General features: G+C 72.6%; 20 protein-coding genes. 9 read left to right on the forward strand and 11 right to left on the reverse strand.

Features of this window, described 5'->3' with window-relative positions:
- The first annotated feature begins 56 nt into the window (after positions 1-56).
- From ITX44_RS23020 to ITX44_RS23040, 5 genes are all read left to right on the forward strand, one after another.
- A complete protein-coding gene (locus tag ITX44_RS23020; RefSeq protein WP_205359213.1) occupies positions 57-845 on the forward strand; it encodes an ATP-binding cassette domain-containing protein in 789 nt (262 codons plus the stop codon).
- 17 nt (positions 846-862) lie between these two features.
- Positions 863-2,149: a sugar ABC transporter permease gene (locus ITX44_RS23025; RefSeq protein WP_307795446.1), complete on the forward strand. Its 1,287-nt coding sequence runs from the start codon at positions 863-865 to the stop codon at positions 2,147-2,149.
- Positions 2,150-2,354: 205 nt separating this feature from the next.
- Complete coding sequence (gene dxs, locus ITX44_RS23030) at positions 2,355-4,322, forward strand: 1-deoxy-D-xylulose-5-phosphate synthase (RefSeq protein WP_205359215.1); 1,968 nt, start codon at positions 2,355-2,357, stop codon at positions 4,320-4,322.
- Positions 4,323-4,525: 203 nt separating this feature from the next.
- Positions 4,526-6,079, forward strand: a complete 1,554-nt coding sequence (locus ITX44_RS23035; protein ID WP_372440973.1) for an amino acid permease — start codon at positions 4,526-4,528, stop codon at positions 6,077-6,079.
- A gap of 114 nt (positions 6,080-6,193) precedes the next feature.
- Entirely contained in the window at positions 6,194-7,048 is an 855-nt protein-coding gene (locus tag ITX44_RS23040) for a DsbA family protein (RefSeq protein WP_205359217.1), read from the forward strand.
- 124 nt (positions 7,049-7,172) lie between these two features.
- Here ITX44_RS23040 and ITX44_RS23045 read toward each other — a convergent pair whose 3' ends face one another.
- The 5 genes from ITX44_RS23045 to ITX44_RS23065 form a co-directional block, all read right to left on the reverse strand.
- Positions 7,173-9,299: a 3-hydroxyacyl-CoA dehydrogenase NAD-binding domain-containing protein gene (locus ITX44_RS23045; RefSeq protein WP_205359218.1), complete on the reverse strand. Its 2,127-nt coding sequence runs from the start codon at positions 9,297-9,299 to the stop codon at positions 7,173-7,175.
- The gene (locus tag ITX44_RS23050; RefSeq protein ID WP_205359219.1) at positions 9,296-10,513 is read right to left on the reverse strand and encodes a thiolase family protein; all 1,218 of its coding nucleotides are present in this window, start codon (positions 10,511-10,513) and stop codon (positions 9,296-9,298) included. Before ITX44_RS23050 ends, ITX44_RS23045 begins: the two co-directional genes overlap by 4 nt.
- A 340-nt stretch (positions 10,514-10,853) precedes the next feature.
- A complete protein-coding gene (locus ITX44_RS23055) occupies positions 10,854-12,098 on the reverse strand; it encodes a ribonuclease D (protein WP_205359220.1) in 1,245 nt (414 codons plus the stop codon).
- 151 nt (positions 12,099-12,249) lie between these two features.
- Positions 12,250-12,915, reverse strand: coding sequence for a response regulator transcription factor (locus ITX44_RS23060; protein ID WP_205359221.1), 666 nt, complete (start codon positions 12,913-12,915; stop codon positions 12,250-12,252).
- A gap of 222 nt (positions 12,916-13,137) precedes the next feature.
- Complete coding sequence (locus ITX44_RS23065) at positions 13,138-13,815, reverse strand: DUF3000 domain-containing protein (RefSeq protein ID WP_205359222.1); 678 nt, start codon at positions 13,813-13,815, stop codon at positions 13,138-13,140.
- A gap of 147 nt (positions 13,816-13,962) precedes the next feature.
- On the opposite strand from ITX44_RS23065, the gene hemE reads away from it, so the two are divergent.
- The gene (gene hemE, locus ITX44_RS23070) at positions 13,963-15,018 is read left to right on the forward strand and encodes a uroporphyrinogen decarboxylase (RefSeq protein ID WP_205359223.1); all 1,056 of its coding nucleotides are present in this window, start codon (positions 13,963-13,965) and stop codon (positions 15,016-15,018) included.
- 27 nt (positions 15,019-15,045) lie between these two features.
- Here hemE and ITX44_RS23075 read toward each other — a convergent pair whose 3' ends face one another.
- On the reverse strand, positions 15,046-16,140 hold the full coding sequence (locus tag ITX44_RS23075; protein ID WP_205359224.1) for a DUF4349 domain-containing protein: 1,095 nt from the start codon (positions 16,138-16,140) through the stop codon (positions 15,046-15,048).
- Between the two features lie 134 nt (positions 16,141-16,274).
- On the opposite strand from ITX44_RS23075, the gene hemG reads away from it, so the two are divergent.
- Both hemG and hemQ read left to right on the forward strand, forming a co-directional pair.
- On the forward strand, positions 16,275-17,756 hold the full coding sequence (hemG, locus tag ITX44_RS23080) for a protoporphyrinogen oxidase (RefSeq protein ID WP_205359225.1): 1,482 nt from the start codon (positions 16,275-16,277) through the stop codon (positions 17,754-17,756).
- 4 nt (positions 17,757-17,760) lie between these two features.
- The gene (gene hemQ, locus ITX44_RS23085; RefSeq protein WP_205359226.1) at positions 17,761-18,531 is read left to right on the forward strand and encodes a hydrogen peroxide-dependent heme synthase; all 771 of its coding nucleotides are present in this window, start codon (positions 17,761-17,763) and stop codon (positions 18,529-18,531) included.
- Positions 18,532-18,749: 218 nt separating this feature from the next.
- On the opposite strand, the gene ITX44_RS23090 is transcribed toward hemQ, so the two are convergent.
- From ITX44_RS23090 to ITX44_RS23110, 5 genes are all read right to left on the reverse strand, one after another.
- A complete protein-coding gene (locus ITX44_RS23090; protein ID WP_205359227.1) occupies positions 18,750-19,460 on the reverse strand; it encodes a peptidyl-tRNA hydrolase in 711 nt (236 codons plus the stop codon).
- Positions 19,461-19,558: 98 nt separating this feature from the next.
- Positions 19,559-19,963, reverse strand: coding sequence for a peptide-methionine (R)-S-oxide reductase MsrB (gene msrB / locus ITX44_RS23095; protein ID WP_205359228.1), 405 nt, complete (start codon positions 19,961-19,963; stop codon positions 19,559-19,561).
- 10 nt (positions 19,964-19,973) lie between these two features.
- The gene (gene murC, locus ITX44_RS23100; RefSeq protein ID WP_205359229.1) at positions 19,974-21,371 is read right to left on the reverse strand and encodes a UDP-N-acetylmuramate--L-alanine ligase; all 1,398 of its coding nucleotides are present in this window, start codon (positions 21,369-21,371) and stop codon (positions 19,974-19,976) included.
- A 340-nt stretch (positions 21,372-21,711) separates the two neighbouring features.
- Positions 21,712-22,179 carry an indole-3-glycerol phosphate synthase gene (locus tag ITX44_RS23105; RefSeq protein ID WP_205359230.1) on the reverse strand — a complete coding sequence of 156 codons (468 nt, stop codon included), beginning with the start codon at positions 22,177-22,179 and terminating at the stop codon, positions 21,712-21,714.
- A 136-nt stretch (positions 22,180-22,315) separates the two neighbouring features.
- Positions 22,316-23,083: a pyrimidine reductase family protein gene (locus ITX44_RS23110; RefSeq protein WP_205359231.1), complete on the reverse strand. Its 768-nt coding sequence runs from the start codon at positions 23,081-23,083 to the stop codon at positions 22,316-22,318.
- A gap of 315 nt (positions 23,084-23,398) precedes the next feature.
- Here ITX44_RS23110 and zapE point away from each other — a divergent pair, with 315 nt between their 5' ends.
- Positions 23,399-24,379 carry a cell division protein ZapE gene (gene zapE / locus ITX44_RS23115; protein WP_236061395.1) on the forward strand — a complete coding sequence of 327 codons (981 nt, stop codon included), beginning with the start codon at positions 23,399-23,401 and terminating at the stop codon, positions 24,377-24,379.
- Positions 24,380-24,407: the final 28 nt, after the last annotated feature.

The raw sequence follows: 24,407 nt of genomic DNA on the forward strand, positions 1-24,407 counted from the left end.
CCCAGACTTTGTAATTCTGAGCTTTGTGCATCCCCGCCGGTCAGGCGGCGAAGGAGATGGTTCACGTGTCCGCTACGCCCGTGCTGGCGTTGCGCGGAGTCTCCAAGCGATTCGGTGCGGTCCAGGCCCTCACCGATGTCGAACTGGAGGTCCACGCCGGAGAAGTGGTCGCCCTCGTGGGTGACAACGGTGCCGGTAAGTCCACCCTGGTCAAGACGATTGCCGGGGTTCACCCCGTCGACGACGGGGTCATCGAGTGGGAGGGCAAGGCGGTTTCGATCGTCCGCCCGCAGGACGCCCAGCACCTCGGGGTGGCCACGGTCTACCAGGACCTCGCGCTGTGCGACAACCTCGATGTGGTCGGCAACCTGTTCCTCGGCCGGGAGTTGCTGCGCTTCGGCAGCCTCGACGAGGTCTCGATGGAAAAGCGCTCCCGGGAACTGCTGAACACCCTTTCGATCCGCATCCCCAGCGTGCGGATCCCGATCGCCAGCCTCTCCGGCGGTCAGCGCCAGGTCGTGGCCATCGCCCGCGCCCTGATCGGTGAGCCCAAGGTGGTCATCCTCGACGAGCCCACCGCCGCCCTCGGCGTGGAGCAGACCGCCCAGGTCCTCGACCTGGTCGAGCGGCTGCGCGAGCGCGGCCTCGGCGTCATCCTCATCAGCCACAACATGGCCGACGTCATGGCCGTCGCGGACACCGTCCACGTGCTGCGGCTGGGCAAGAACAACGGTTCCTTCGCCGTGAAGGAGACCACGAACGAACAGATCATCGCCGCGATCACCGGTGCCTCGGACAACGCCGTGACCCGTCGGCAGGCGCGCAACGCGGAGGCGGCCAAGTGAGCAGCGACAAGAGCACGATCGACACCTCCAAGCCCGGCGGCGGTACGCCGGCGGAGGAGGTCCCGCCGGCCACGGTGGCCGCGATCGACCCGCGACTGCTCGTGCGCGAGCAGGGCTTCAAGGGCTACATCACCGAGTTCCAGCGCAAGCTGAAGGGCGGTGAACTGGGCTCCCTGCCCGTCATCGTCGGCCTGATCATCATCTGGACCATCTTCCAGGTGAAGGACAGCTTGTTCCTGAGCTCGTCCAACATGGTCAACATCAGCTTCTTCCTGTCCGGCACCGGCATGATCGCCGCCGGCCTGGTGTTCGTCCTGCTGCTCGGTGAGATCGACCTGTCGGTCGCCTCGGTGTCCGGCCTGTCGTCCGCGCTGTTCGCCATCTTCGCCACCACACACGGCATCAACCCGTGGCTGGCGGCCCTGATGACGCTGGCCATCGGTGCCGGCATCGGCGCCGTGCACGGCTTCTTCTTCGCCAAGATCGGCGTCCCGGCGTTCGTCGTCACCCTGGCCGGCAACCTCGGCTGGAACGGTCTGATGCTGTGGCTGCTCGGCTCCACCGGCAGCCTCTCGATCGCCGACACCGGCCCGCTGCACATCCTGGGCCAGCGGTCGTTCTTCATGAACCAGTCGATCGCCGGCGCGTACGTCCTGGCCACCGTCGGCGTGGCCGCCCTGCTGCTCGGTTCGCTGGTCGACCAGACCCGGCGCCGCCGGGCGAACGTGCCGTACCGGCCCACCAGCGAGATCGTGCTGCGCACCGTCGCGCTGGCCGTGGTCGCCTACGTCGCCGCGTTCGTGCTCAACAAGTCCTCCGGCGTGCCCAACGCGCTGGTGATCTTCCTGGTCGCCCTGGTCATCTGCGACTTCGTGCTGCGCCGCACCACCTTCGGCCGCAAGGTCTTCGCGGTCGGCGGCAGCATCGAGGCCGCCCGCCGCGCCGGTATCAGCGTGGCCGCGGTCCGCATCTCGGTGTTCGCCATCGCCGGCTTCTTCTCCTCCCTGGGCGGTCTGTTCCTGGCCGCCCAGACCTACACGGCCACCCTGCAGGCCGGTCAGGGCAACCTGCTGATGCTCGCCATCGCCGCCGCGGTCATCGGCGGCACCAGCCTCTTCGGCGGCCGCGGCAACGTGTGGTCCGCGCTGCTGGGCATGCTGGTCATCCAGTCCATCCAGACCGGTCTGGACCTGCTCAACATGAACCAGTCCATCCAGTACATGATCACCGGCGCGGTGCTGCTGGCCGCCGTCGTCATCGACTCGGTGGCCCGCCGTACGCAGAAGGCCTCCGGCCGCGCGTGACGGGCGCTCGCGGCCCGTACCCCCGCGAGCCGCGCGCGACACACCCACGCACCAAGCCGCCGGGCGCTCTCGGACCATCCGGGAGCGCCCGGCGGTTTCCTGCGGATTAGACTCAGCAGATCGTGCACCGCCCAGCGGACCGCACGTACCGCAGGGCGGCGAGCGGCCGCAGGGAACAGAACCGAGAGCGCATCAGGAGGAACGGGTGGCACTGCTGACCCGTATCAACGGACCCCGTGACCTCGACCGGCTCAGCCAGCAGCAGCTCGTGGAGCTCGCGGCCGAGGTCCGGGCCTTCCTCGTCGACGCGGTTTCCAAGACCGGCGGTCACCTCGGGCCGAACCTGGGCGTGGTGGAGCTGACCATCGCGCTGCACCGGGTCTTCGAGTCGCCGCAGGACCGGATCCTGTGGGACACCGGGCACCAGTCCTACGTGCACAAGCTGCTGACCGGCCGCCAGGACTTCAGCCGGCTCAAGGGCACCGGCGGCCTGTCCGGCTACCCCTCGCGCGCCGAGTCCGAGCACGACGTGATCGAGAACAGCCACGCCTCCACCGTGCTGGGCTGGGCCGACGGCCTGGCCAAGGCCAACGAGCTGCTCGGCCGCGACACCTACGTGGCCGCGGTCATCGGTGACGGCGCCCTGACCGGCGGCATGGCCTGGGAGGCGCTGAACAACATCGCCGCCGCGAAGGAACGCCCGCTGGTCATCGTCGTCAACGACAACGAGTGGTCGTACTCACCGACCATCGGCGGCCTCGCCAACCACCTGGCCACCCTGCGCACCACCGACGGCTACGAGCAGTTCCTCGCCCGCACCCGCGAGGTGCTGGAGCGGACCCCGCTGATCGGCCGGCCGCTCTACGAGACGCTGCACGGCGCCAAGAAGGGCCTGAAGGACTTCATCACCCCGCAGGGCATGTTCGAGGACCTCGGCCTGAAGTACGTCGGCCCGATCGACGGCCACGACATCGAGGCCGTGGAGTCCGCCCTCCAGCGCGCCAAGCGGTTCCGCGGCCCGGTCATCGTGCACTGCATCACCGAGAAGGGCCGCGGCTACACCCCCGCCGAGCAGGACGAGATCGACCGCTTCCACGGCATCGCCCCCATCCACCCGGACACCGGCCTGCCGATCGCCGCGGCCGGCGCCGACTGGACCTCGGTGTTCGGCGACGAGATGGTCGAACTCGGCCGGGAACGCACCGACATCGTGGCCATCACCGCCGCCATGCTGCACCCGGTGGGCCTGACCAAGTTCGCCAAGGAGTTCCCGCACCGGGTGTACGACGTCGGCATCGCCGAGCAGCATGCCGCCGTATCGGCCGCGGGTCTGGCCACCGGCGGCCTGCACCCGGTGGTCGCGGTCTACGCCACCTTCCTCAACCGGGCCTTCGACCAGGTGCTGATGGACGTGGCGCTGCACAAGTGCGGCGTCACCTTCGTCCTCGACCGGGCCGGCGTCACCGGCAGCGACGGCGCCTCGCACAACGGCATGTGGGACATGTCGATCCTTCAGGTCGTCCCGGGCCTGCGGATCGCCGCCCCGCGCGACGCGGACCAGGTGCGCGCCCAGCTCCGCGAGGCCGTCGAGGTGGACGACGCGCCGACCGTGGTGCGCTACTCCAAGGGCGCGGTCGGCCCGGCGGTGCCGGCCGTCGGCCAGGTCGGCGGCATGGACCTGCTGCGGGCCCCCGAGGGCGGGCCGGACCGGGCGGACGCGTCGGGCCCGTCGGCCCGGCAGCACGACGTGCTGCTGGTGTCGGTGGGCGCGCTCGCCCCGATGTGCCTGGAGATCGCCGGACTGCTGGACGCCCAGGGCATCACCACCACCGTGGTCGACCCGCGCTGGGTCAAGCCGGTCGACCCCGAACTGCCCAAGCTCGCCGCCCGCCACCGCGTCGTGGTCACCGTCGAGGACAACGGCCGGGTCGGCGGCGTCGGCGCCACCATCGCCCAGGCACTGCGCGACGCCGAGGTGGACGTGCCGCTGCGCGACTTCGGCATCCCCCAGGAGTTCCTGGCCCACGGCTCCCGCAAGGACGTCATGGCCACGGTCGGCCTGACCGCCCCGGACATCGCCCGCCAGGTCACCGGCCTGGTAGCCACCCTCGACGCCCGGTTCGCCGACGAGGACGACCCGGCCGGCGACGGCGCGGGTGTCGCCCGCGACTGATCCGCCCGGCCGATCCTGCGCCGCCCGATCGGTGCACCTTCGCCGTGACCTGCGCCCGCGTGTTCGCGGGGCCACCCGTACGAGTGGACCCCGCGCGCCGCGGGCGCAGGCGTAGGCGCGCCTTTCCGGGTCAGGCGACCCTCCGCAGTGCAGTGACACGGGGCGCCGTACGGGCGGCCCGGAACGACCGGAGGTGACCGGGATTGGGCGTGCAGACCGACACGCGCACGAGCGGGGGCCGGGGCGGCGGCCCCGGCGGCGGTCCGGGCGGGCTGCTGCGCACCAAGAGCATCGAGCAGTCCATCGCCGACACCCAGGAGCCCGGCCAGCGGCTGCGCCGCGAGCTGTCCGTGGTCGACCTGGTGGTCTACGGCGTCGGCGTCATCGTCGGCACCGGCATCTTCGTGGTCACCGGCACGGTCGCCAAGCAGTACGCGGGCCCGGCCGTCGCCCTGGCCTTCGTCGCCTCCGCCATCGCGTGCGGCCTGGCCGGCCTGTGCTACGCCGAGTTCGCCTCCACCGTGCCGGTCGCCGGCTCCGCGTACACCTTCTCGTACGCCTCCATCGGCGAACTGCCGGCCTGGATCATCGGCTGGGACCTGGTGCTGGAGCTCGCGCTCGGCGCGGGCGTGGTGGCCGGCGGCTGGTCCGGCTACGTCGCCGAACTGCTCTCGCACGTCGGGGTGCACGTGCCCGCCGCGCTCAGCCACCAGAACGGGAAGTTCGGCTTCGACATCCTGGCCGCCGCCCTGGTCCTGGTGCTCACCGGCGTCGTGATGGCCGGGATGAAACTGTCCGCCCGGGTCACCGGCCTGGTGGTCGCGGTCAAGGTCACCGTGGTGCTGATGGTGATCTTCGCCGGGCTGTTCTACGTCACCGGCAGCAACTACCACCCCTTCCTGCCGCCGTCGAAGCCCAACCCGGCGGGCAGTTCCGACCTGCACGCGCCGCTGGTGCAGGTGCTCTTCGGGTTCACGCCCTCGTCCTTCGGCGTGATGGGCATCTTCTCCGCCGCGGCCGTGGTCTTCTTCGCCTTCATCGGCTTCGACATCGTGGCCACCGCCGCCGAGGAGACCCGCAACCCGCAGCGCGACATGCCCCGCGGCATCCTCGGCTCGCTGCTGGTGTGCACGGTGCTCTACGTGGCCGTCTCGCTGGTCGTCACCGGGATGCAGAAATATTCCTCGCTGGACACCTCCGCGCCGCTCGCAAGTGCCTTCAAGGCCGTCGGCGCCCCCTTCTGGGCGGGCACCATCAGCTTCGGCGCGGCCGTCGGCCTCACCTCGGTGGTGCTGATCCTGCTGCTCGGCCAGACCCGGGTGTTCTTCGCCATGAGCCGTGACGGCCTGCTGCCGCGCGCCTTCTCCGTGGTCCATCCCAAGTTCGGCACGCCCTACCGCACCACTTTGCTGCTGGGCCTGGCCGTCGCGCTGATCGCCGGGTTCTTCACGGTCGGCCAGCTGGAGGAGATGGTCAACATCGGCACCCTGTTCGCCTTCGTGGTCGTCGCGATCGGCGTGACGGTGCTCCGCCGCACCCGCCCCGACCTGCCGCGTTCCTTCCGCACTCCGTGGGTGCCGCTGGTGCCGGTGCTCTCGGTGTGCGCCTCGCTGTGGCTGATGCTCAACCTGACCGTCGAGACCTGGCTGCGGTTCGCCGTCTGGATGGTGCTGGGCCTGATCATCTACTTCGGGTACGGCCGCTCGCACAGCCGGCTGGCCGGCGGGCAGACGCAGCGTACCCGTACGAACGCGTGAGGTGACCGGCCGGGTCCAAGGGCCCCGTGAGCCCCGGGACCGGAGTGACGGGCCGGGCCTTCGCGATGGTAGAAATGCGCGAAGAGCAGTGCGGGACAATCGAGGTGGCAAGTCATGACGGAGTCCAAGGGACCCGGCGGCGCGGCAGGACCGAAGAAGCGCAAGGGCCCGCTGCAGCGGCTCAAGCCCTACGCGGTCGGTATCACGGCCATGGTCGTGGTGTTCGGCGGTTCGGCGCTGATCGGCGCGCACGTCAGGTCCACCAAGGGCGACAAGGTCACCGAGCCCAGCGGGGTGGCGGGCGCCGCGGTCGTCCCGACCGGCCCGGTCAGCACCTCCTCGGCCAGCCCCACCCCCACGCCGACCGACCAGCAGCACCTGTCGGTGCCGGTGCGTCCGGCGATCCCGGTCACCATCACGGTCTTCGAGGACCTGCGCAGCCCGGACTCCAAGGCGTTCGACGAGGAATACAACGCCATGTTCGCGCAGCTGCTGCTGACCGGTCAGGTGCAGATCCACTACCGCCTGGTGACCGCCTCCGACGCGCAGTACGGCGGGAAGGGCGCCCTGGTGGCCGCGAACGCCGCCGCCTGCGCCCAGGACCAGAGCCGCTTCGTGCAGTTCGTGGAGCAGGTCTGGAAGCACCAGCCGGACCCGTCCAGTGACGGCCTGGCCAGCGAGAACCTGATGAAGAAGCTCGCGAAGAAGGCCGGCAAGATCAACATGGGCAAGTTCGACCCGTGCGTCGAGCAGAGCGACCACGAGGGCTGGGTACGGCAGGGCCAGAAGGACTTCGCCGCGCAGAAGCTGGGCTCGGTGCCGGTCGTGCAGATCAACGACACGACGGTGTCGAACGTGCGCACCACGCTGACCCCGAAGAAGCTGCGCGCGCTGATCCTCAAGGAGGCCAAGCGCGTGATCGCCGTCCAGGCCACCCCGTCGGCGTCCCCCAGCCCGATGGCGGGCTGAGCTCCGGTCACGAACCCGCGTACGAAAGCCGCCGGGCGGCCCCTCGACCGAGGGGCCGCCCGGCGGCTTGTTGCCTGTTTGTTGCCTGCTTCTCGTCTGCTTGTTGTCTGTCGGGACCGGCCGGTCAGGCCGGGACGCTCGCCACGCCCGGGGCGAGGAAGCGCTTGCCGGTCACCCGCTCCGAGACGCCCTCGCGGTCCAGGTACGGGGTGATCCCGCCCAGGTGGAAGGGCCAGCCGGCGCCCGTGATCAGGCACAGGTCGATGTCCTGGGCCTCGGCGACCACGTGCTCGTCGAGCATCAGGCCGATCTCCTCGGCCACCGCGTTCAGCACCCGGGCCCGTACCTGCTCCTCGGTCAGGACCGTGTCGCCCTGCGCCAGCAGCGCGGCGACCTCCGGGTCCAGCTCCGGACGGCCGGAGTCGTACACGTAGAAGCCGCGCTTGCCGGCCTTGACGACCGCCGCGAGGTTCGCCGAGACCGTGAACCGGTCCGGGAAGGCGTGGTGCAGCGTCTCCGAGACGTGCAGGCCGATGGCCGGGCCGACCAGTTCCAGCAGCACCAGCGGGGACATCGGCAGGCCCAGCGGCTCGACCGCCTTCTCGGCGACCGCCACCGGCGTGCCCTCGTCGATCACGTTCTGGATCTCGCCCATGAAGCGGGTCAGGATCCGGTTCACGACGAACGCGGGCGCGTCCTTGACCAGCACCGCGGTCTTCTTCAGCTTCTTGGCCACCGCGAACGCCGTGGCCAGCGAGGCGTCGTCGGTGGCGGCGCCGCGCACGATCTCCAGCAGCGGCAGCACCGCGACCGGGTTGAAGAAGTGGAAGCCGACCACCCGCTCGGGGTGCTCCAGCTTGCCGGCCATCTCCGAGACCGACAGCGACGAGGTGTTGGTGGCCAGGATCGCGTCCGGGCGTACCACCGCCTCGAGTTCGGCGAAGACCTGCTGCTTGACGCCCATCTCCTCGAAGACGGCCTCGATCACGAAGTCCGCGTCGCCGAAGGCGGTCGCCTTGTCCAGGTGGCCGGTCACCAGCGCCTTGAGCCGGTTGGCCTGGTCCTGGCCGATCCGGCCCTTGGCGAGCAGCTTGTCGACCTCGTCGCGCACATAGCCGACGCCCTTGTCGATCCGCTCCTGGTCGATGTCGGTCAGCACGACCGGCACCTCGAGGCGGCGGGCGAACAGCAGCGCGAGCTGCGAGGCCATCAGGCCCGCGCCGACCACGCCGACCTTGTTCACCGGACGGGCCAGCGACTTGTCGGGCGCGCCCGCCGGGCGCTTGCCGCGCTTCTGCACCAGGTTGAACGCGTAGATGCCGGCCCGCAGTTCGCCGCCCATGATCAGGTCGGCCAGCGCGGTGTCCTCGGCGTCGAAGCCCTGCCGCAGGTCGCCGCCGCGGGCCGCGTCGATGATGTCCAGCGCCCGGTAGGCGGCCGGCGCCGCGCCGTGCACCTTGCCGTCGGCGATGAACCGGCCGCGGGCCACCGCCTGGTCCCACGCCTCGCCCCGGTCCACCTCGGTCCGGTCCACCCGGAGCTCGCCCTTCAGTACGGCGGCGGTCCAGGCCAGCGATTGCTCCAGGAAGTCGGCGGCCTCGAACAGGGCGTCGGCGATGCCCAGTTCGTACACCTGCGCGCCCTTGAGCTGCCGGTTCTGGTTGAGCGAGTTCTCGATGATCACGGTGACCGCGCGGTCGGCGCCGATCAGGTTGGGCAGCAGGGTGCAGCCGCCCCAGCCGGGCACCAGGCCGAGGAACACCTCGGGCAGCGAGAAGGCCGGCACCGCGGCGGAGACCGTGCGGTACGTGCAGTGCAGGCCGACCTCGACACCGCCGCCCATCGCCGCGCCGTTGTAGTACGCGAAGGTCGGCACCGCCAGCGCGGACAGCCGCTTGAAGACGTCGTGGCCGCCCTTGCCGATGGCGAGCGCGTCCGGCCGCTCCCGGAGCAGTTCGACGCCCTTCAGGTCGGCGCCCACCGCGAAGATGAACGGCTTGCCGGTCAGGCCCACGCCGACGATCTCGCCGGCCGCGGCCTCCTTCTCCACCTGGTCGATCGCCGCGTCCAGGTTGGCCAGCGACTGCGGGCCGAAGGTGGTCGGCTTGGTGTGGTCGAAGCCGTTGTCCAGGGTGATCAGCGCGAACCGGCCCACGCCGGCCGGCAGGTCCAGGTGGCGCACGTGCGCGGTCGTGACGACCTCGTCCGGGAACAGCTCGGCCGCGCGCCTCAGGAGTTCGGTGGTGCTCACTTGTCCCCCTCGAAGTGCGGGTTCTCCCAGATGACCGTGCCGCCCATGCCGAAGCCGACGCACATGGTGGTGATGCCGTACCGCACCTGCGGCTGGTCCTCGAACTGCCGGGCGAGCTGGTTCATCAGCCGCACACCGGAGGAGGCGAGCGGGTGGCCGAACGCGATCGCGCCGCCGTACTGGTTCACCCGCGGGTCGTCGTCGGCGATGCCGTAGTGGTCCAGGAAGGACAGCACCTGCACGGCGAACGCCTCGTTGATCTCGAACAGGCCGATGTCGCCGATGCCCAGCCCGGCCTTGGCCAGCGCCTTCTCGGTGGACGGGATCGGGCCGATGCCCATCACCTCCGGCTCGACGCCCGCGAAGGCGTACGACACCAGGCGCATCTTCACCGGCAGTTCCAGCTCGCGCGCCACGTCCTCGGCGGCGACCAGGCACGCGGTGGCGCCGTCGTTGAGGCCGGCCGAGTTGCCGGCGGTGACCCGCCCGAACGGGCGGAACGGCGTCTTCAGCCCGGCGAGCTGCTCGCGCGTGGTGCCCGGCCGCATCGGCTCGTCGGCGGTGGCCAGGCCCCAGCCGGTCTCCCCGCCCTCGGGGGTGGTGCGGCGTACCGCGATCGGCACCAGGTCCTGCTGGATCTTCCCGTTCGCGTACGCCTTCGCGGCCTTCTCCTGACTGTGCACCGCGTACTCGTCCGCGCGGTCCTTGGTCAGGTGCGGGAACCGGTCGTGCAGGTTCTCCGCGGTCATCCCCATGAACATCGCGGACTCGTCGACCAGCTTCTCGGAGACGAAGCGCGGGTTGGGGTCCACGCCCTCGCCCATCGGGTGCCGGCCCATGTGCTCGACGCCGCCGGCCACCACGATGTCGTACGCGCCGAAGGCGACGCCGCCGGCCGTGGTCGTCACGGCGGTCATCGCGCCCGCGCACATCCGGTCGATGGAGAAGCCGGGAACGGTGGTCGGCAGCCCGGCGAGAATGCCCGCGGTACGGCCCAGCGTCAGGCCCTGGTCGCCGATCTGCGTGGTGGCGGCCACCGCCACCTCGTCCACGGTCGCCGGGTCCAGCCCGGGGTTGCGCCGCAGCAGCTCCCGGATGCTCTTGATCACCAGGTCGTCGGCGCGGGTCTCGTGGTAGATGCCCTTCGGGCCGGCTTTTCCGAACGGGGTGCGGACCCCGTCGACGAAGACGACGTCCCTTCCGGTACGAGGCACGATGGCTCCCTCATTGTGTGTTCGCTCTCCCCCAAAGCTGCGCCTGGGGGTACCCCACCGGGCGCTTGTACCCGGTGCCGACGGTCGACGTGCTCGGTCGCTCGCCCCCTGCCTTCGGCGGGGGGACCCCCATCACGACCTGCGCGCGCTCTCCACTTTCAAGCACCGGCGCGCCCTTTGGCTCGCTCACCGGCGAACCCGGGGGGATGGTGACCGAGTGGCGAGCCGCTGCGCGAAGAGCGAGCGCTTGCTCAGCTTTCATGCTACTCGGCGGTAACCGAAGTGCCCAGTCCTGCCGGCGCAAGCGGCACAGGTCACACCGAACGGCCGAGCGGCGGGGTCAGTGCTCGGCCGGGCGGGCGGTCAGGGACTGGGTGAGCAGGGGGGTGATCAGCGTGATCTGCCAGGGGCGGGCGCCCAGTGAGGAGAGGGTGGAGGCGACCACCTCGGGGGTCAGCTCCGAGGGCGGCGACCAGCACAGGCGGCGCACCGTGTCGGGGGAGACCAGGTTCTCCTGGGGCAGATTCAGCTCTTCGGCGAGGGCGGTGACCGCCGCCCGGGCGGCCGAGAGGCGGGCCGCGGCGTCCGGGTCCTTGTCGGGCCAGGCCCGCGGCGGCGGCGGACCGGTGTACGCGGCGGTCGGCTGCGGCAGCTCCCGCTCCGGCAGGGCCCGGGCCCGGTCGATCGCGGCCTGCCACTGCTCGAGCTGGCGGCGGCCCATCCGGTGGCCGAAGCCGGGCAGCGCGGCCAGCGCGTGGACGTTGGGCGGGTTCTCGAGCGCCGCGGTGACGATCGCCGCGTCGCTCAGCACTCTGCCGGGCGAGACGTCCCGGTCCCGTGCGGTGCGGTCCCGGGCCTGCCACAGCTCGCGGACCACACCGATCTGGCGTCTGCGCCGTACCTTGTGCATGCCCGAGGTGCGCCGCCACGGGTCGACCCGGGGCGGCGGCGGGGGAGCGGCGGCGATCGCGGCGAACTCCTCCAGCGCCCACTCCAGCTTGCCCTGGGTGCCCAGTTCCTCCTCCAGGGCGTCGCGCAGGTCGACCAGCAGTTCCACGTCGAGGGCGGCGTAGCGCAGCCAGGGCTCGGGCAGCGGGCGGGTGGACCAGTCCACCGCGGAGTGGCCCTTCTCCAGGGCGTAGCCCAGCACGTTCTCCACCATGGCGCCCAGGCCCACCCGGGCGAACCCGGCCAGCCGTCCGGCCAGTTCGGTGTCGAACAGGACGGCGGGGCGCATGCCCAGCTCCGCCAGGCACGGCAGGTCCTGGGTGGCGGCGTGCAGCACCCACTCGGTGTCGGCCAGGACCTCGCCCAGGGCGGACAGGTCGGGGCACTCGACGGGGTCGATCAGCGCGGTCCCTGCTCCGGCGCGGCGCAGCTGGACCAGATAGGCCCGCTGCCCGTAGCGGTAGCCGGAGGCGCGCTCGGCATCGACGGCGACCGGACCGGAGCCCGCGGCGAAGGCCGCGACGACGTCTGCGAGAGCCTCCGGGCTGGCGGTCACCGGCGGGATTCCCTCGCGCGGGTCCAGCAGCGGGACCGGCGCCGAGGTTGCTGGGGTTGCGGTCTCTCTGGCGTCGGTCACCTGTCAAGGGTAGCCGGGCCCGGCTTGCCGCGGGGTTAACCGTCGCAGTGGGGGTGGACGCCGGCGTGAGCCGGCTCCCACGGGGGCGTGCGACAGGGCTGCGCGCCCGTCGGCGGAACGTTCCGCCGACGGGCGCGGGTACGCCGGGTGCTCAGTGGATGATGCCGGTGCGCAGCGCCACCGCGACCATGCCGGCCCGGTCGCCGGTGCCCAGCTTGCGGGCGATCCGGGCCAGGTGGCTCTTCACGGTGAGCGCGGACAGGCCCATGGACACGCCGATCGCCTTGTTCGACTGGCCCTCCGCGACCAGCCGCAGCACCTCGACCTCGCGTCCGGACAGCTCCCGGTAGCCGCCGGGATGGCCCGACACTCCGGGCGGCCGGCGCTGGAGCCGCGCCGCGGTCGCGCCCAGCGGCGCCAGACCCGGGCGGCCGGCCAGCGTGCCCGGGCTGGTCCGGGTGCCGGTGACGACATAGCCCTTGACGCCGCCGGCCAGCGCGTTGCGCACCGCGCCGATGTCGTCGGCGGCGGACAGCGCCAGGCCGTTGGGCCAGCCCGCGGCCCGCGTCTCGGCGAGCAGGGTCAGCCCGGAGCCGTCGGGCAGATGAACGTCGGCGACGCAGATGTCGCGGGGATTACCGACCCTGGGCCTCGCCTCGGCGATCGACGAGGCCTCGATCACATCCCGAACCCCGAGAGCCCACAGGTGTCGGGTGACAGTGGAGCGGACGCGGGGGTCGGCCACGACGACCATGGCCGTGGGCTTGCTGGGACGGTAGGCGACCAGGCTCGTGGGCTGCTCAAGAAGAACGGACACCGGGCCTCCTGTGGCAAAGGGGACTGAAACGGTCACAGTCCTCTTCGGCAGCAAATGCTCCGGGCTTTAGGGAAAGATCACGATTTATTGAGCATCAATTCCGGCAAATCGGACGGCCGATCGAACGGGCGCGCCGTCCGGGTACGGATGTGCGTCCGCGGGTACGCCGGTCCGCCGTCGTACGCGGCGCCGCCCCGGCCTTCCCGGCCCGCGGTACCTGCCTCAGCCGCGCCGCTTCGGGAGCGGCACCACCCCGCCGCCCTCCTCCGCGGAGTCCGGCTCGTCCGGTGAGTCCGAGGGCGGCAGCCCGGCGCACGCGCACAGCAGGTCGCACCAGGCCGCCAGGTGCGCCGCCAGATCCGGGGCCTGCGCCCCGATCTCCCGGCCCCGGTCCCCGCCCCCGTTCCGCTCCCGGTCCGTGCCCGCCTCCCGTGGCGTCCACGAGGCCCGGATCTCGATCTGCGTGTCGTCGGGGCGGTCGCCGAGACCTCCGAAGTAGTGCGACGACGCGCGCGAGACCGTACCGCTCGGCTCGGCGTACTCCGCGCCCCGCGCGGCCAGCGCCCCGGTCAGCCAGGACCAGCTCACCTCGGGCAGCAGCGGGTCGCCGGCGATCTCCGGTTCCAGCTCGGCCCGGGCCAGGGTCACCACGCGCAGGTCGCCGTGCCAGGCTTCCTGGCCCCCGGGTTCGTGCAGCAGCACCAGCCGGCCCTCGGCCAGCTCCTCGCCGTCGGAGACGACGGTCGCCTCCAGCGCGTGCGCGTACGCGGCGAGCCTGCGCGGCGCCCCCACTTCCTCGAGCCGGATCTCGGGACGCAGGCGGGCCGTGTGCAGGCTTTCCACCGCGTGCCGGAAGAGGGAGGGGGCCTCGTCGCCCAAGTGCCCGTGAACCGCTGCCATGCCCGGAAGAGTAAGCGCACGGGCCGTGCGGTGCGCGGATCAACACCGCTTTGCCGGTGCGGGGGTTGCGGAGGGACCGCGTCCGCCCTGTGTGCGGGCGGAGCGTACGGGCCCGGGGCCCCGGGCCGGGCGTGGGAAGATGCGGGAGTGACCGCGCACCAGCAGACCGCTGCTTCCCCGTTCATCCGCGCCTGCCGGCGCGAGCCCGTGCCGCACACCCCGGTGTGGTTCATGCGCCAGGCAGGGCGTTCGCTGCCCGAGTACCTCAAGGCACGCGAAGGCATCCCGATGCTGGAGTCCTGCATGCGGCCCGAGCTGGTGGCCGAGATCACCATGCAGCCGGTGCGGCGGCACAAGGTCGACGCGGCGGTGTACTACAGCGACATCATGGTGCCGCTGAAGGCGATCGGGCTGGACCTGGACATCAAGCCCGGCATCGGCCCCGTGGTCGCCGACCCCGTGCGCACCCGGGCGGACCTGGCGCGGGTGCGGGACCTGGAGCCGGACGACGTGCCGTACGTCACCGAGGCGGTCGGCCTGCTCACCGCGGAGCTGGGCGGCACCCCGCTGATCGGCTTCGCGGGCGCGCCGTTCACGCTGGCCAGCTATCTCATCGAGGGCGGGCCGTCGCGGACGTACGAGAACACCAAGGCCATGATGTACGGCGACCCGGAGCTGTGGGCCGCGCTGCTGGACCGGCTCGCCGGGGTCACCGCCGCCTTCCTGAAGGTGCAGATCGAGGCGGGCGCCAGCGCGGTGCAGCTCTTCGACTCCTGGGCCGGGGCACTGGCGCCCGCCGACTACCGGCAGTACGTGATGCCCGCCTCCGCGAAGGTCTTCGACGCGGTCGCCCGCTACGGCGTGCCCCGCATCCACTTCGGCGTCGGCACCGGCGAACTGCTCGGCCTGATGGGCGAGGCCGGCGCCGACGTGGTCGGGGTGGACTGGCGGGTGCCGCTGGACGAGGCGGCCCGCCGGGTCGGCCCCGGCAAGGCGCTGCAGGGCAATCTCGACCCGGCGGTGCTCTTCGCGCCCACCCGCGCCGTGGAGGCCAAGGCCCGGGAGGTGCTGGACGCCGCCGCGACCGTGACCGCGGCGGGCGGCGGCCACGTCTTCAACCTCGGCCACGGCGTGATGCCCAGCACCGACCCGGACACGCTGACCCGGCTCACCGACTTCGTGCACCGGACCACCGAGGCCTGAGCGGCCCTGGGGCGTGTGCTACGCGGTTCACGCCTCCGGCGGTTCCTCGTCATCGGGGGCGCCGGGGGCGGGCGGGGCGGTGGGGTACGGGGCCACGGCCGCGGGGGCGCGCCGCGGGGTGCCGTCCGGCGCCCGCAGTGAGGACGGCGCGTCACGCCGCGGCAGTCGGCGCCGTACCACCCGGTAGGCGAGCGCCAGCAGTGCCGCGACCACCAGGAACGGCAGCAGCACCGAGAGCGCGATCAGCAGCCCGCGCACGGTGACGTAGAAGGCGTGCCAGCCGTTGCCCAGGGCGTGGCCGACCGTGGTCCAGAAGCTGTCGTGCCGGGCGGGCGCGGGCGGCGCGGGCCGGGCGGCCGGCTCGACCAGGCGCAGGGTGACCGTGGCCAGGTCCACCCGGGACCGCAGTGACGCCTGCTGCGCCTCCAGCGACTCCAACGCGGCCTCCCGCGTGCTCAGTTCGCTCTCCAGCGTCACCACGTCGGTCAGGCTGCCCGCCCGGTCCATCAGCGCCCGCACCCGGGCCACGCTGGCCTGCTGCGACCTGATCCGGCTGGTGACGTCCACCACCTGACCGGTCACGTCGGACACGCTGACCTTGCGCTCCAGCAGCGTGCCGAGCGCCGACAGGTCGCCGAGCAGCTTGTCGTACCCGGCCGGCGGCACCCGCAACTGCACCGAGGACTGCGTACGGCCCCTGGGATCCACGGTGGTGTCCTCGTCGCCCGAGTACCCGCCGGCCGCCGCGGCCAGGTCGCGCGCCCGGGTCAGCGCGTCCTGGACATGCGGGGTGCGCACGGTCAGGTCCGCGGTACGCACCAGGTACGTGTCCGGTGCCGCGGTCGTCCTGCCGCCGGCGGGGGCCGTCCCCCCGGCGGTGGACCCGGAGGCGTCGGCGCGGCTCGCGGACCGGTCGGGCGCGCCGCTGCCGGCCTGCGCCGGGGCGGCGGCCCGCTTGGCGCTGCCCGCCGAGGAGTCGTTGCCGCTCGACGCGCTGCACCCCGCCACCGCGAGGGTGCCGGCCAGCACTGCCGTGACCACCGCGGCGGCGCCGCGTCTGCGGTGTCCGGTACGGGCCCGCGCCGGCCGGGTGCCCCGGCACGCGTCGGTCGTCTGGTTCATCGAATCCCCCCTGGAATCCGGACTGTTGACATCGAATGCTGATTCGACGCGACCGGTCCGGGCCGGGTTGCCGTCAACCGGCATCGATGGGGTCACGGTCGGAACTCGATCCGGCGTCTGAGACAGTGGGGGACATGAGCGACACGCACACCGCGGCCGGTGCCGCGGGGCAGCCGGCCGCCGTGACCGGGGCCGCCGGGGCCGGGCACGCGGTGGTCGTCGGCGGAGGCATCGCGGGCCTGGCCGCCGCCTGGGAACTGGTCCGCGGCGGCGCCCGAGTCACCTTGTTGGAGGCCTCGCCGCGGCTCGGCGGGAAGCTGCACGCCGACGAGATCGCCGGAGTGCCGGTCGACCTGGGCGCGGAGTCGATGCTCGCCCGGCGGCCCGAGGCGGCCGACCTGGCCCGCGAGACGGGCCTCGGCGACGACCTGGAGCCGCCCGCGGTGCTCGGCGCCGGCCTGTGGACCCGCGGCCGGCTGCGGCCGATGCCCAAGGGCCACGTCATGGGCGTCCCCGGCGACCTCGGCCCGCTGGCCGCCTCCGGCGTCCTGTCCGCCGCCGGCCTCGCCCGCCTCCCGCTGGACCACGTGCTGCCCCGTACCGACATCGGCGACGACGTCGCCGTCGGCCACTACGTCGCCGCCCGCCTCGGCCACGAGGTCGTCGACCGGCTCGTCGAACCCCTGCTCGGCGGCGTGTACGCAGGTAACTCCTACGAACTGTCGCTGCGCGCCGCCGTGCCGCAGCTCTACGCCGCCGCCCGTGACGGCCGCTCCCTCATCGAGGCGGCCCGCGACCTCCAGCGCAAGGCCCCGGCCGGCGACCGGGGCGGGCCCGTCTTCCACGGCATCCGCGGCGGTGTGGGCCGGCTGCCGCTCGCCGTCGCCGCGGCGTGCCGCGCCGCCGGGGTCACCGTCGAGACCGGCGTCGCGGTACGCGAACTGCGCCGGACCGGGACCCGGCTGTGGCGGCTCGGCCTGTCCGACGGCCGCGCCCTGACCGCCGACGCGGTCGTGCTGGCCACCCCGGCACCGGCCACGGCCCGGCTGCTCTCCGCCGAGTCGCCCGCCGCGGCGGCCGAACTCGGCGCCGTGGAGTACGCCAGCATGGCCCTGGTCACCATGGCCTTCCGCCGCTCCGAGACGCTGGACCTGCCGCAGAGCAGCGGCTTCCTGGTGCCCCCGGTCGACGGGCACACCATCAAGGCGTCCACCTTCTCCAGCCGCAAGTGGGGCTGGCTGGACCGGGCCGGCGGCGACACCTTGGTGCTGCGCACCTCGGTCGGCCGCCACGGCAACGAGGCCGACCTCGCCTGGGACGACACCGACATGGTGCGGATCTCCCGGGAGGACCTGCGCGAGGCGGTCGGCCTGCGGGCCGCGCCGATCGCCGCCCGGGTCACCCGCTGGGAGGCCGGACTGCCGCAGTACGCCGTCGGCCACGTCGACCGGGTCCGGCGGGTCCGCGAACAGGTCGGCAAGCTGCCCGGCCTCGCGGTCTGCGGCGCGGTCTACGACGGTGTCGGCATCCCCGCGTGCATCGGCGGCGCACGCCGCGCGGCGGCCGAGGTGCTGCCCACCCTGCTGCCGGGCGCCCGGCGGGGCGCGGGAGAATAACCGCATGAGCGACACGACTGGCACCCCTGGCACCGCTTCCGACGCCACCCCCGGCACTCCTGGCACCGGCACCGCGAAGGCCCCCAACGCGGGCAAGAAGGCCAAGGACCTCAACGAGGTCATCCGCTACACCCTGTGGTCGGTGTTCCGGCTCCGCGACGTGCTGCCCGAGGACCGCTCGGGCCTCGTCACCGAGGTGGAGGAGCTGTTCGACCAGCTCGCGGCGAAGGACGTGACCATCCGCGGCACCTACGACCTGTCCGGGCTGCGCGCCGACGCGGACCTGATGATCTGGTGGCACGCCGAGACCTCCGACGCGCTCCAGGACGCGTACAACCTCTTCCGGCGCACCCGGTTCGGCCGCTCCCTCGAGCCGGTCTGGTCCAACATGGCGCTGCACCGGCCCGCGGAGTTCAACAAGTCGCACATCCCGGCGTTCCTCGCCGACGAGAACCCGCGCGCGTACGTCAGCGTCTACCCGTTCGTCCGCTCCTACGACTGGTACCTGCTGCCCGACGAGGACCGGCGCCGCATGCTCGCCGACCACGGCAAGATGGCGCGCGACTACCCGGACGTACGCGCCAACACGGTCGCCTCCTTCTCGCTCGGCGACTACGAGTGGATTCTCGCCTTCGAAGCGGATGAGCTGTATCGGATCGTCGACCTCATGCGGCACCTCCGCGGGTCCGAGGCGCGCATGCACGTCCGTGAAGAGGTTCCCTTCTTCACGGGGCGGCGGCGTGAGGTCGGCGAACTTATTTCGGGCTTGGCGTAGTCGCGCTGGGTTCGCCCCTCAAGGGCGCGGGGCTGTAGTCGATATGCGGCTGGCGCCGCGTGGGCGCGAGCTCCCCCAGCGCTTCGCCTGGGGGTGCCCCCAGCCACCGGCCGCTGGTCAGGACACGACAGCAATTGCCCCTTCGGGGCGGTGGCGACCCGCGCCACGGTGGTGGGCTGGTCGCGCAGTTCCCCGCGCCCCTTCGGGGCACTCCGGGCTTACCGCAGCGCGGGATGATCGGTCACTACCGTGCAGGAACCCGGGGCGATCTCGGTGAAACCGGCGTCACGGACCACGGGAAGACCCGAGGTGGTGAGACTCGCCCAGCGGGCAAGGGGCGCCGTGCGGACGACCAGGGGAAACCCCGCCTTCGACCAGGAATCGCGGTCCTGGTCGGAGAGGTCCCACCAGGCGAGCTGGGCGCCGTGGCCGGCCTGGGCCATCGCCTTGCCGGCCGACATGGTGATGTGGGGGTTCAGCCAGAGGACGGGGGTGTCCGGGTCGGGGGCGGGCGGCGGCTCGGGGTCGGTGAGCTCCGTGCCGGACACCTGAAGGCGGGCCAGGTCCTTGGGCCAGCCGTCCAGCGGCACCGGGGGGAAGACCCGCAGCTCGGCGGAGCCGCCGGTCAGGGTGATCCCGGGGAGCGCCTCGGCCCGGCGCCACTCGGCGCCCCGCGCGCGGCGTACCACCTTGCGGATCCTGGCGTCCTGCCAGTCGCGTACCGCCTGGGTCCACTCGCCGTCCTCGGCGGTGGCGCGGTCGTCGGTGAGGAGCGTCAGGACGGCGCGGGCGGCCGTCTCCAGCGCGTCGGTACGGGTGGGCGGCTCGGCCCGCTCTATCCGGATCACGAGCGGGAGCACGAACTGCGGGGCCGCGTCGCGGTCAACGCTCTTGCGGTCGGGGTTCTGGGGCTGCGACGGACTGGTCACGCGCCAAGTCTGCCACCGTCCGCCAAGCGGCCGGCCGCCCGGGCTCCGGGCGGCCACTCCTCGTCCGGTCCGGGCCCGAGGGCCCCGGCCGGACCGTCTCACTCCGCGGGCGCCAGCCGCAGCGAGATCGAGTTGATGCAGTACCGCTGGTCGGTCGGCGTCGGATATCCCTCGCCCTCGAAGACGTGGCCGAGGTGGGAGCCGCAGCGGGCGCAGCGGACCTCCACCCGCACCATCCCGAGGGTCCGGTCCTCGATCAGCTCGACGGCGTCGCTGTCGGCCGGGTCGTAGAAGGACGGCCAGCCGCAGTGCGACTCGAACTTGGTGTCCGAACGGAAGAGTTCGGCGCCACAGGCCCGGCAGGAGTACACACCCTCGGTCTTGGTGTCGTTGTACTCACCGGTGAAGGGCCGCTCGGTGGCGGCCTGCCGCAGGACCGCGTACTCCTGCGGGGACAGGTCCGCGCGCCACTGCTCGTCGGTCTTGTTCACTTCGTACGGCATGGAGCTCTCCTCAACTGCCGAGGCGGGCCAGAATCCGGGGACCCAGGTCGGTCACGTCGCCCGCACCCATGGTGAGAACGAGATCACCGGGCTTCGCCATTCCTGCCACCACCTCGGCGACGGCGTCGTTGTCGTGCTCGGCGGCGACGTCCGCGCCCGCGGCCCGCGCGGCCTCGATGATCAGCTCGCTGGTCACGCCGGGGATCGGGTCCTCGCGGGCCGGGTAGATGTCCAGCACCAGCGAGGCGTCCGCCAGCGCCAGCGCGCCGCCCATCTCCGTGCCCAGCTCGCGGGTGCGGCTGAACAGGTGCGGCTGGAAGACCACCAGCACCCGCGCGTCGCCCGCGGCCCCGCGGATCGCCTCCAGGTCGGCGGTCATCTCGGTGGGGTGGTGCGCGTACGAGTCGATCACCTGGACGCCGCCCGCCTCGCCCTTGAGCTGGAGCCGCCGCCGCACCCCGGTGTACGAGGCCAGCGCCGCGGCCAGCTCGCGCGGCGGGGCGCCGACCGCGATGCCGGCGGCCAGCGCCGCGACCGCGTTGTGCGCGTAGTGCCGCCCGGGCACCGACACGGTGAAGGTCAGCGGCTCCCCGTCGAGCACCACGGTGACCTCGCTGGTCAGGCCGCGCGCGGTGATCGCGGTGATGCGCAGGTCGGCCGCCTCGGACGCGCCGACGGTCACGATCCGCGGGCCCTTCTCGGCCGCCCGCACCCTTCGGGTCAGCTCGACCGCGCCGGACTGGTCGGCCGAGACCACCAGGGTGCCGCCGGGCCGGATCCGGCCGACGAACGTCTCGAACGACTCGTAGATCTCCTCCATGGAGGCGTAATTGGCGTGGTGGTCCAGTTCCGCGTTGAGCACCACCGCCACCTCGGGGGCGTACTTGTGGAAGCTGCGGTCGCTCTCGTCCGCCTCCGCGACGAAGATCTCGCCCTCCCCGTGGTGCGCGTTGGACCCGGGAACGTCCAGGTCGCCGCCGATCGCGTACGACGGGCGCAGGCCCAGCGCGGTCAGCGCCACCGCCAGCATCGACGTCGTGGTCGTCTTGCCGTGCGTACCGGCCACCGCGACCGCCCGCGTGCCCTCCATCAGCGCGGCCAGCGCGTCGCTGCGGTGCACCACCGGCACGCCGCGTTCCCGCGCCGCCACCAGCTCCACGTTCTGCGCGCGGATCGCACTCGAGATCACCACTGCCGTGGTGTCCGCCGCGATGTGGGCGGGGTCCTGCCCGATGTACACGGTGATGCCCTGCTCGCGCAGGGCGTCCACGGTCTCGGAGTCCTTCGTGTCGCTTCCCGTCACCCGCGCGCCCCGCTGGGCCAGGATCTTGGCGACCCCCGACATCCCGGCGCCGCCGATGCCGATGAAGTGGGGGTTCTTCATCGCGGGGTCAAGGCTCGGGCTCATCTTCGGGTCTCCCGGGGTTGGGCTTGCAGTTCTGGCTCGCCTGATTCTTCCATCCCCCTGAGCTGATTCCTGCGGAGCACGGGTTCGCCGGGAATACCCCCGGGCCCGCCTGGCGGCGGGCGGTTCGCCGGGAAAACCAGGGGCGCGGGGACCATGCGCGCTGCGGTGCCACCGGAGTACCCAGGGGCGCGGGGAACTGCGCGCTCAGCCGGCCACCGGCCGGTGGTCCGGAGACGGCAGCAACTGCCCCTTCGGGTCGGTGGCGACCCGCGCCACGGATGTGGCTGAGCGCGCAGTTCCCCGCGCCCCTTCGGGGGCACTCCCGGCGAACCCGGGCTGATCAGTCCTGGTGGGCGAAGAGCTTGAGTACGGGCACTCCCACCTTGTGCCGGGCACGCGAAGTCCAGTCACGGTGGAAGAACTCCTCGACGAAGTGGGGCGCCGTAAGGACGATCACCTCGTCGGCGTGGTGCTGCTCGACAACTTCGCGGAGGGTGTCGAGGGGGTGCTGCTCGACGACCTGGCCGGTGGCGGCGGCGCCGGCCGCCTTGAGCGCGGCCACGGAATGGGTGAGGGCACGTTCGGCCGGCTGCCGCGCACTCTCGTCCTTGGGGACCTTGGTCTCGCGGGCCGCGTCCTCCAGGTAGCCCAGGGCGACGTCGTCCACCGCGCGCAGCAGCCGGTCCTGGTCGCCGCGCGGCTGCATGAGCACGACGAAAGAGACCTGCTCGTCGCCGTGGAGGGTGGTGACGAGCTCCACGTCGGCCTGCGCGAGCGGCTTCTCGATCATGAGTACGGTCGTGAACACGGACGCTGCCTTCTTTCTCGCGGGCCTCAGGGCTGAGGGTTACGGGCCGCCACAGAAACCATCCTGCCCCGGTCCGCCCGGTGCCCGCCGTTAGTGTTCCCGTGTGGCGTGAAGCGGAACGGAAGAATCCGCTTTTTCAGTGCCGAACCCAGCGGGTGAACAGGAAACCTTCCTCCTCCAGGACCTGCACGGGGTGGAAGCGAGCGGGACCGGGCACGGCGGGACCGTTCATGATCCTGGGCGCGTCACCGCCGACGAGCAACGGGGAAACGGTCAGGCACAGCTCGTGCAGCACCCCGGCCGCCGCGAAACCGGCCAGCACCCGCGGTCCGCCCTCGTGCAGCAGCCGTACGAAGCCTCGGTCCGCCAGCTCGCGCACCGCGCGGGCCGGGTCGACCTCGGTGCCGTCACCGGCCACCACCACCTCGGCGCCGGCCGCCCGGGCCGCCGCCAGACCCGCGGCCGGAGCCGCCAGGCCGGTGAGGACCATGGTCGGCACCAGCGGCTCGCGGAACAGGGGCGCGTCGAAGTCCAGGTCCAGCCGGCGGGAGAGCACCGCGACGGCCGGGGCGGGCGTCTGGCCGCGGGCCGCGCGCTCTTCGGTGAACGCCGGGCGGGCCCGGGCCGGGCGGTAGCCCTCCTGGCGGACCGTTTCGGCACCCACCAGGACCACGTCGGCCAGCGCCCGCAGCACCCCGAAGATCCGCATGTCGCCCGCCGAGGACAGCGGTGCCGACCGGCCCTCGGCCCGCGCGGCGCCGTCCAGCGAGCCGACCATGTTGGCGCGCAGATACGGACCCGCGGCCGGCTCGGGATAGGCGTAGGCCCGGGCCAGCCCGGACACCGCGTCCAGGTCCTCCTCGCTCCCGCCGTCCACCCCCGGCGGTGGGTAAAGCCGCTGCATGCGCGCAGTCTGACACGCCCGCCCGACCACCGCGCATTTCCCCGGCGCCCTGCGCTCCCGTGCGCGCCGCGCACCGCGTCCCGCGCCCGCGCGCGGGCCCGCGCGACGCCATGGCGGCGCCCATGAGGCGCGCGGGTCGCGAAAACCGGCGCCATGCGCCGGGCACGCGTGGGCTGCGCCACACGGGGCAGGAGCGCTCTCGTGGACGGAGTACCGTGGAGCGCTGTGACCAGCTCTGTCGTACGTTCGGACGCCGGCGCGATCGCTCTGAGCGAGCGCACTCCCCAGGTGGAACCGGGGCGGCTCGTCGCGGACATGGTGCCGCCGCCGAGGTTCGACGCGGTGCGCTTCGAGACCTATGTGCCCGACCCCGCGCAGCCCAGCCAGGCGCAGGCCGTCACCCGGCTGTGCGCGTTCGCCGCCTCGGCCGGGGCGGCGGAGCCGGCGGCCCGCAGGAAGTGGTTCCGCCGGGAGACCGCGACCGTGGCCGGACCCGGCGGGGTGTACCTGGACGGCGGTTACGGCGTCGGCAAGACCCACCTGCTCGCCTCGCTGTGGCACGCTGCGCCCGCGCCGCGCGAGCAGAAGGCGTTCGGCACCTTCGTGGAGCTGACCAACCTGGTGGGCGCCCTCGGCTTCCAGCGGGCCGTCACGGAGCTGAGCGGCCACCGCCTGCTGTGCATCGACGAGTTCGAGCTCGACGACCCCGGGGACACCGTGCTGGTCAGCACCCTGCTCGGCAAGCTCGCCGACGCCGGGGTGCGCCTTGCGGCGACCTCCAACACGCTGCCGGGCAGGCTCGGCGAGGGCCGGTTCGCCGCGGCCGACTTCCTGCGCGAGATCCAGGGTTTGTCCGCCCGGTTCGCCACGCTGCGGATCGACGGCGAGGACTACCGCCACCGCGGCCTGCCGCAGGCGCCGCGGCCGTACACCGACGACGAGATCACCGCGGCGGCCGACCGTACGCCCGGCGCGGCCCTGGACGACTTCGGCGCGCTCACCGCGCATCTGGCGGCCGTCCACCCCAGCCGCTACGGCGCCCTGTGCGACGGGGTGGGAGCGGTCTTCCTGCGCGGCGTCGAGCAGGTCACCGACCAGGCCACCGCTCTGCGCCTGGTAGTGCTCGCCGACCGGCTCTATGACCGCGAGCTGCCCGTGATGGCCTCCGGTGTGCCCTTCGACCGCCTCTTCAGCGACGAGATGCTGGCCGGCGGCTACCGGAAGAAGTACTTCCGCGCCGTCTCCCGGCTCACCGCCCTGGCCCGCGACGCCGGTCGCCTGGCCGGCCGGCACTGAGCCGTACGGCAGCGGTACGTCAGCTGTA

The organism is Actinacidiphila acididurans, from assembly GCF_016918855.1.
In the GTDB taxonomy this organism is placed as follows: Bacteria; Actinomycetota; Actinomycetes; order Streptomycetales; family Streptomycetaceae; genus Actinacidiphila; species Actinacidiphila acididurans.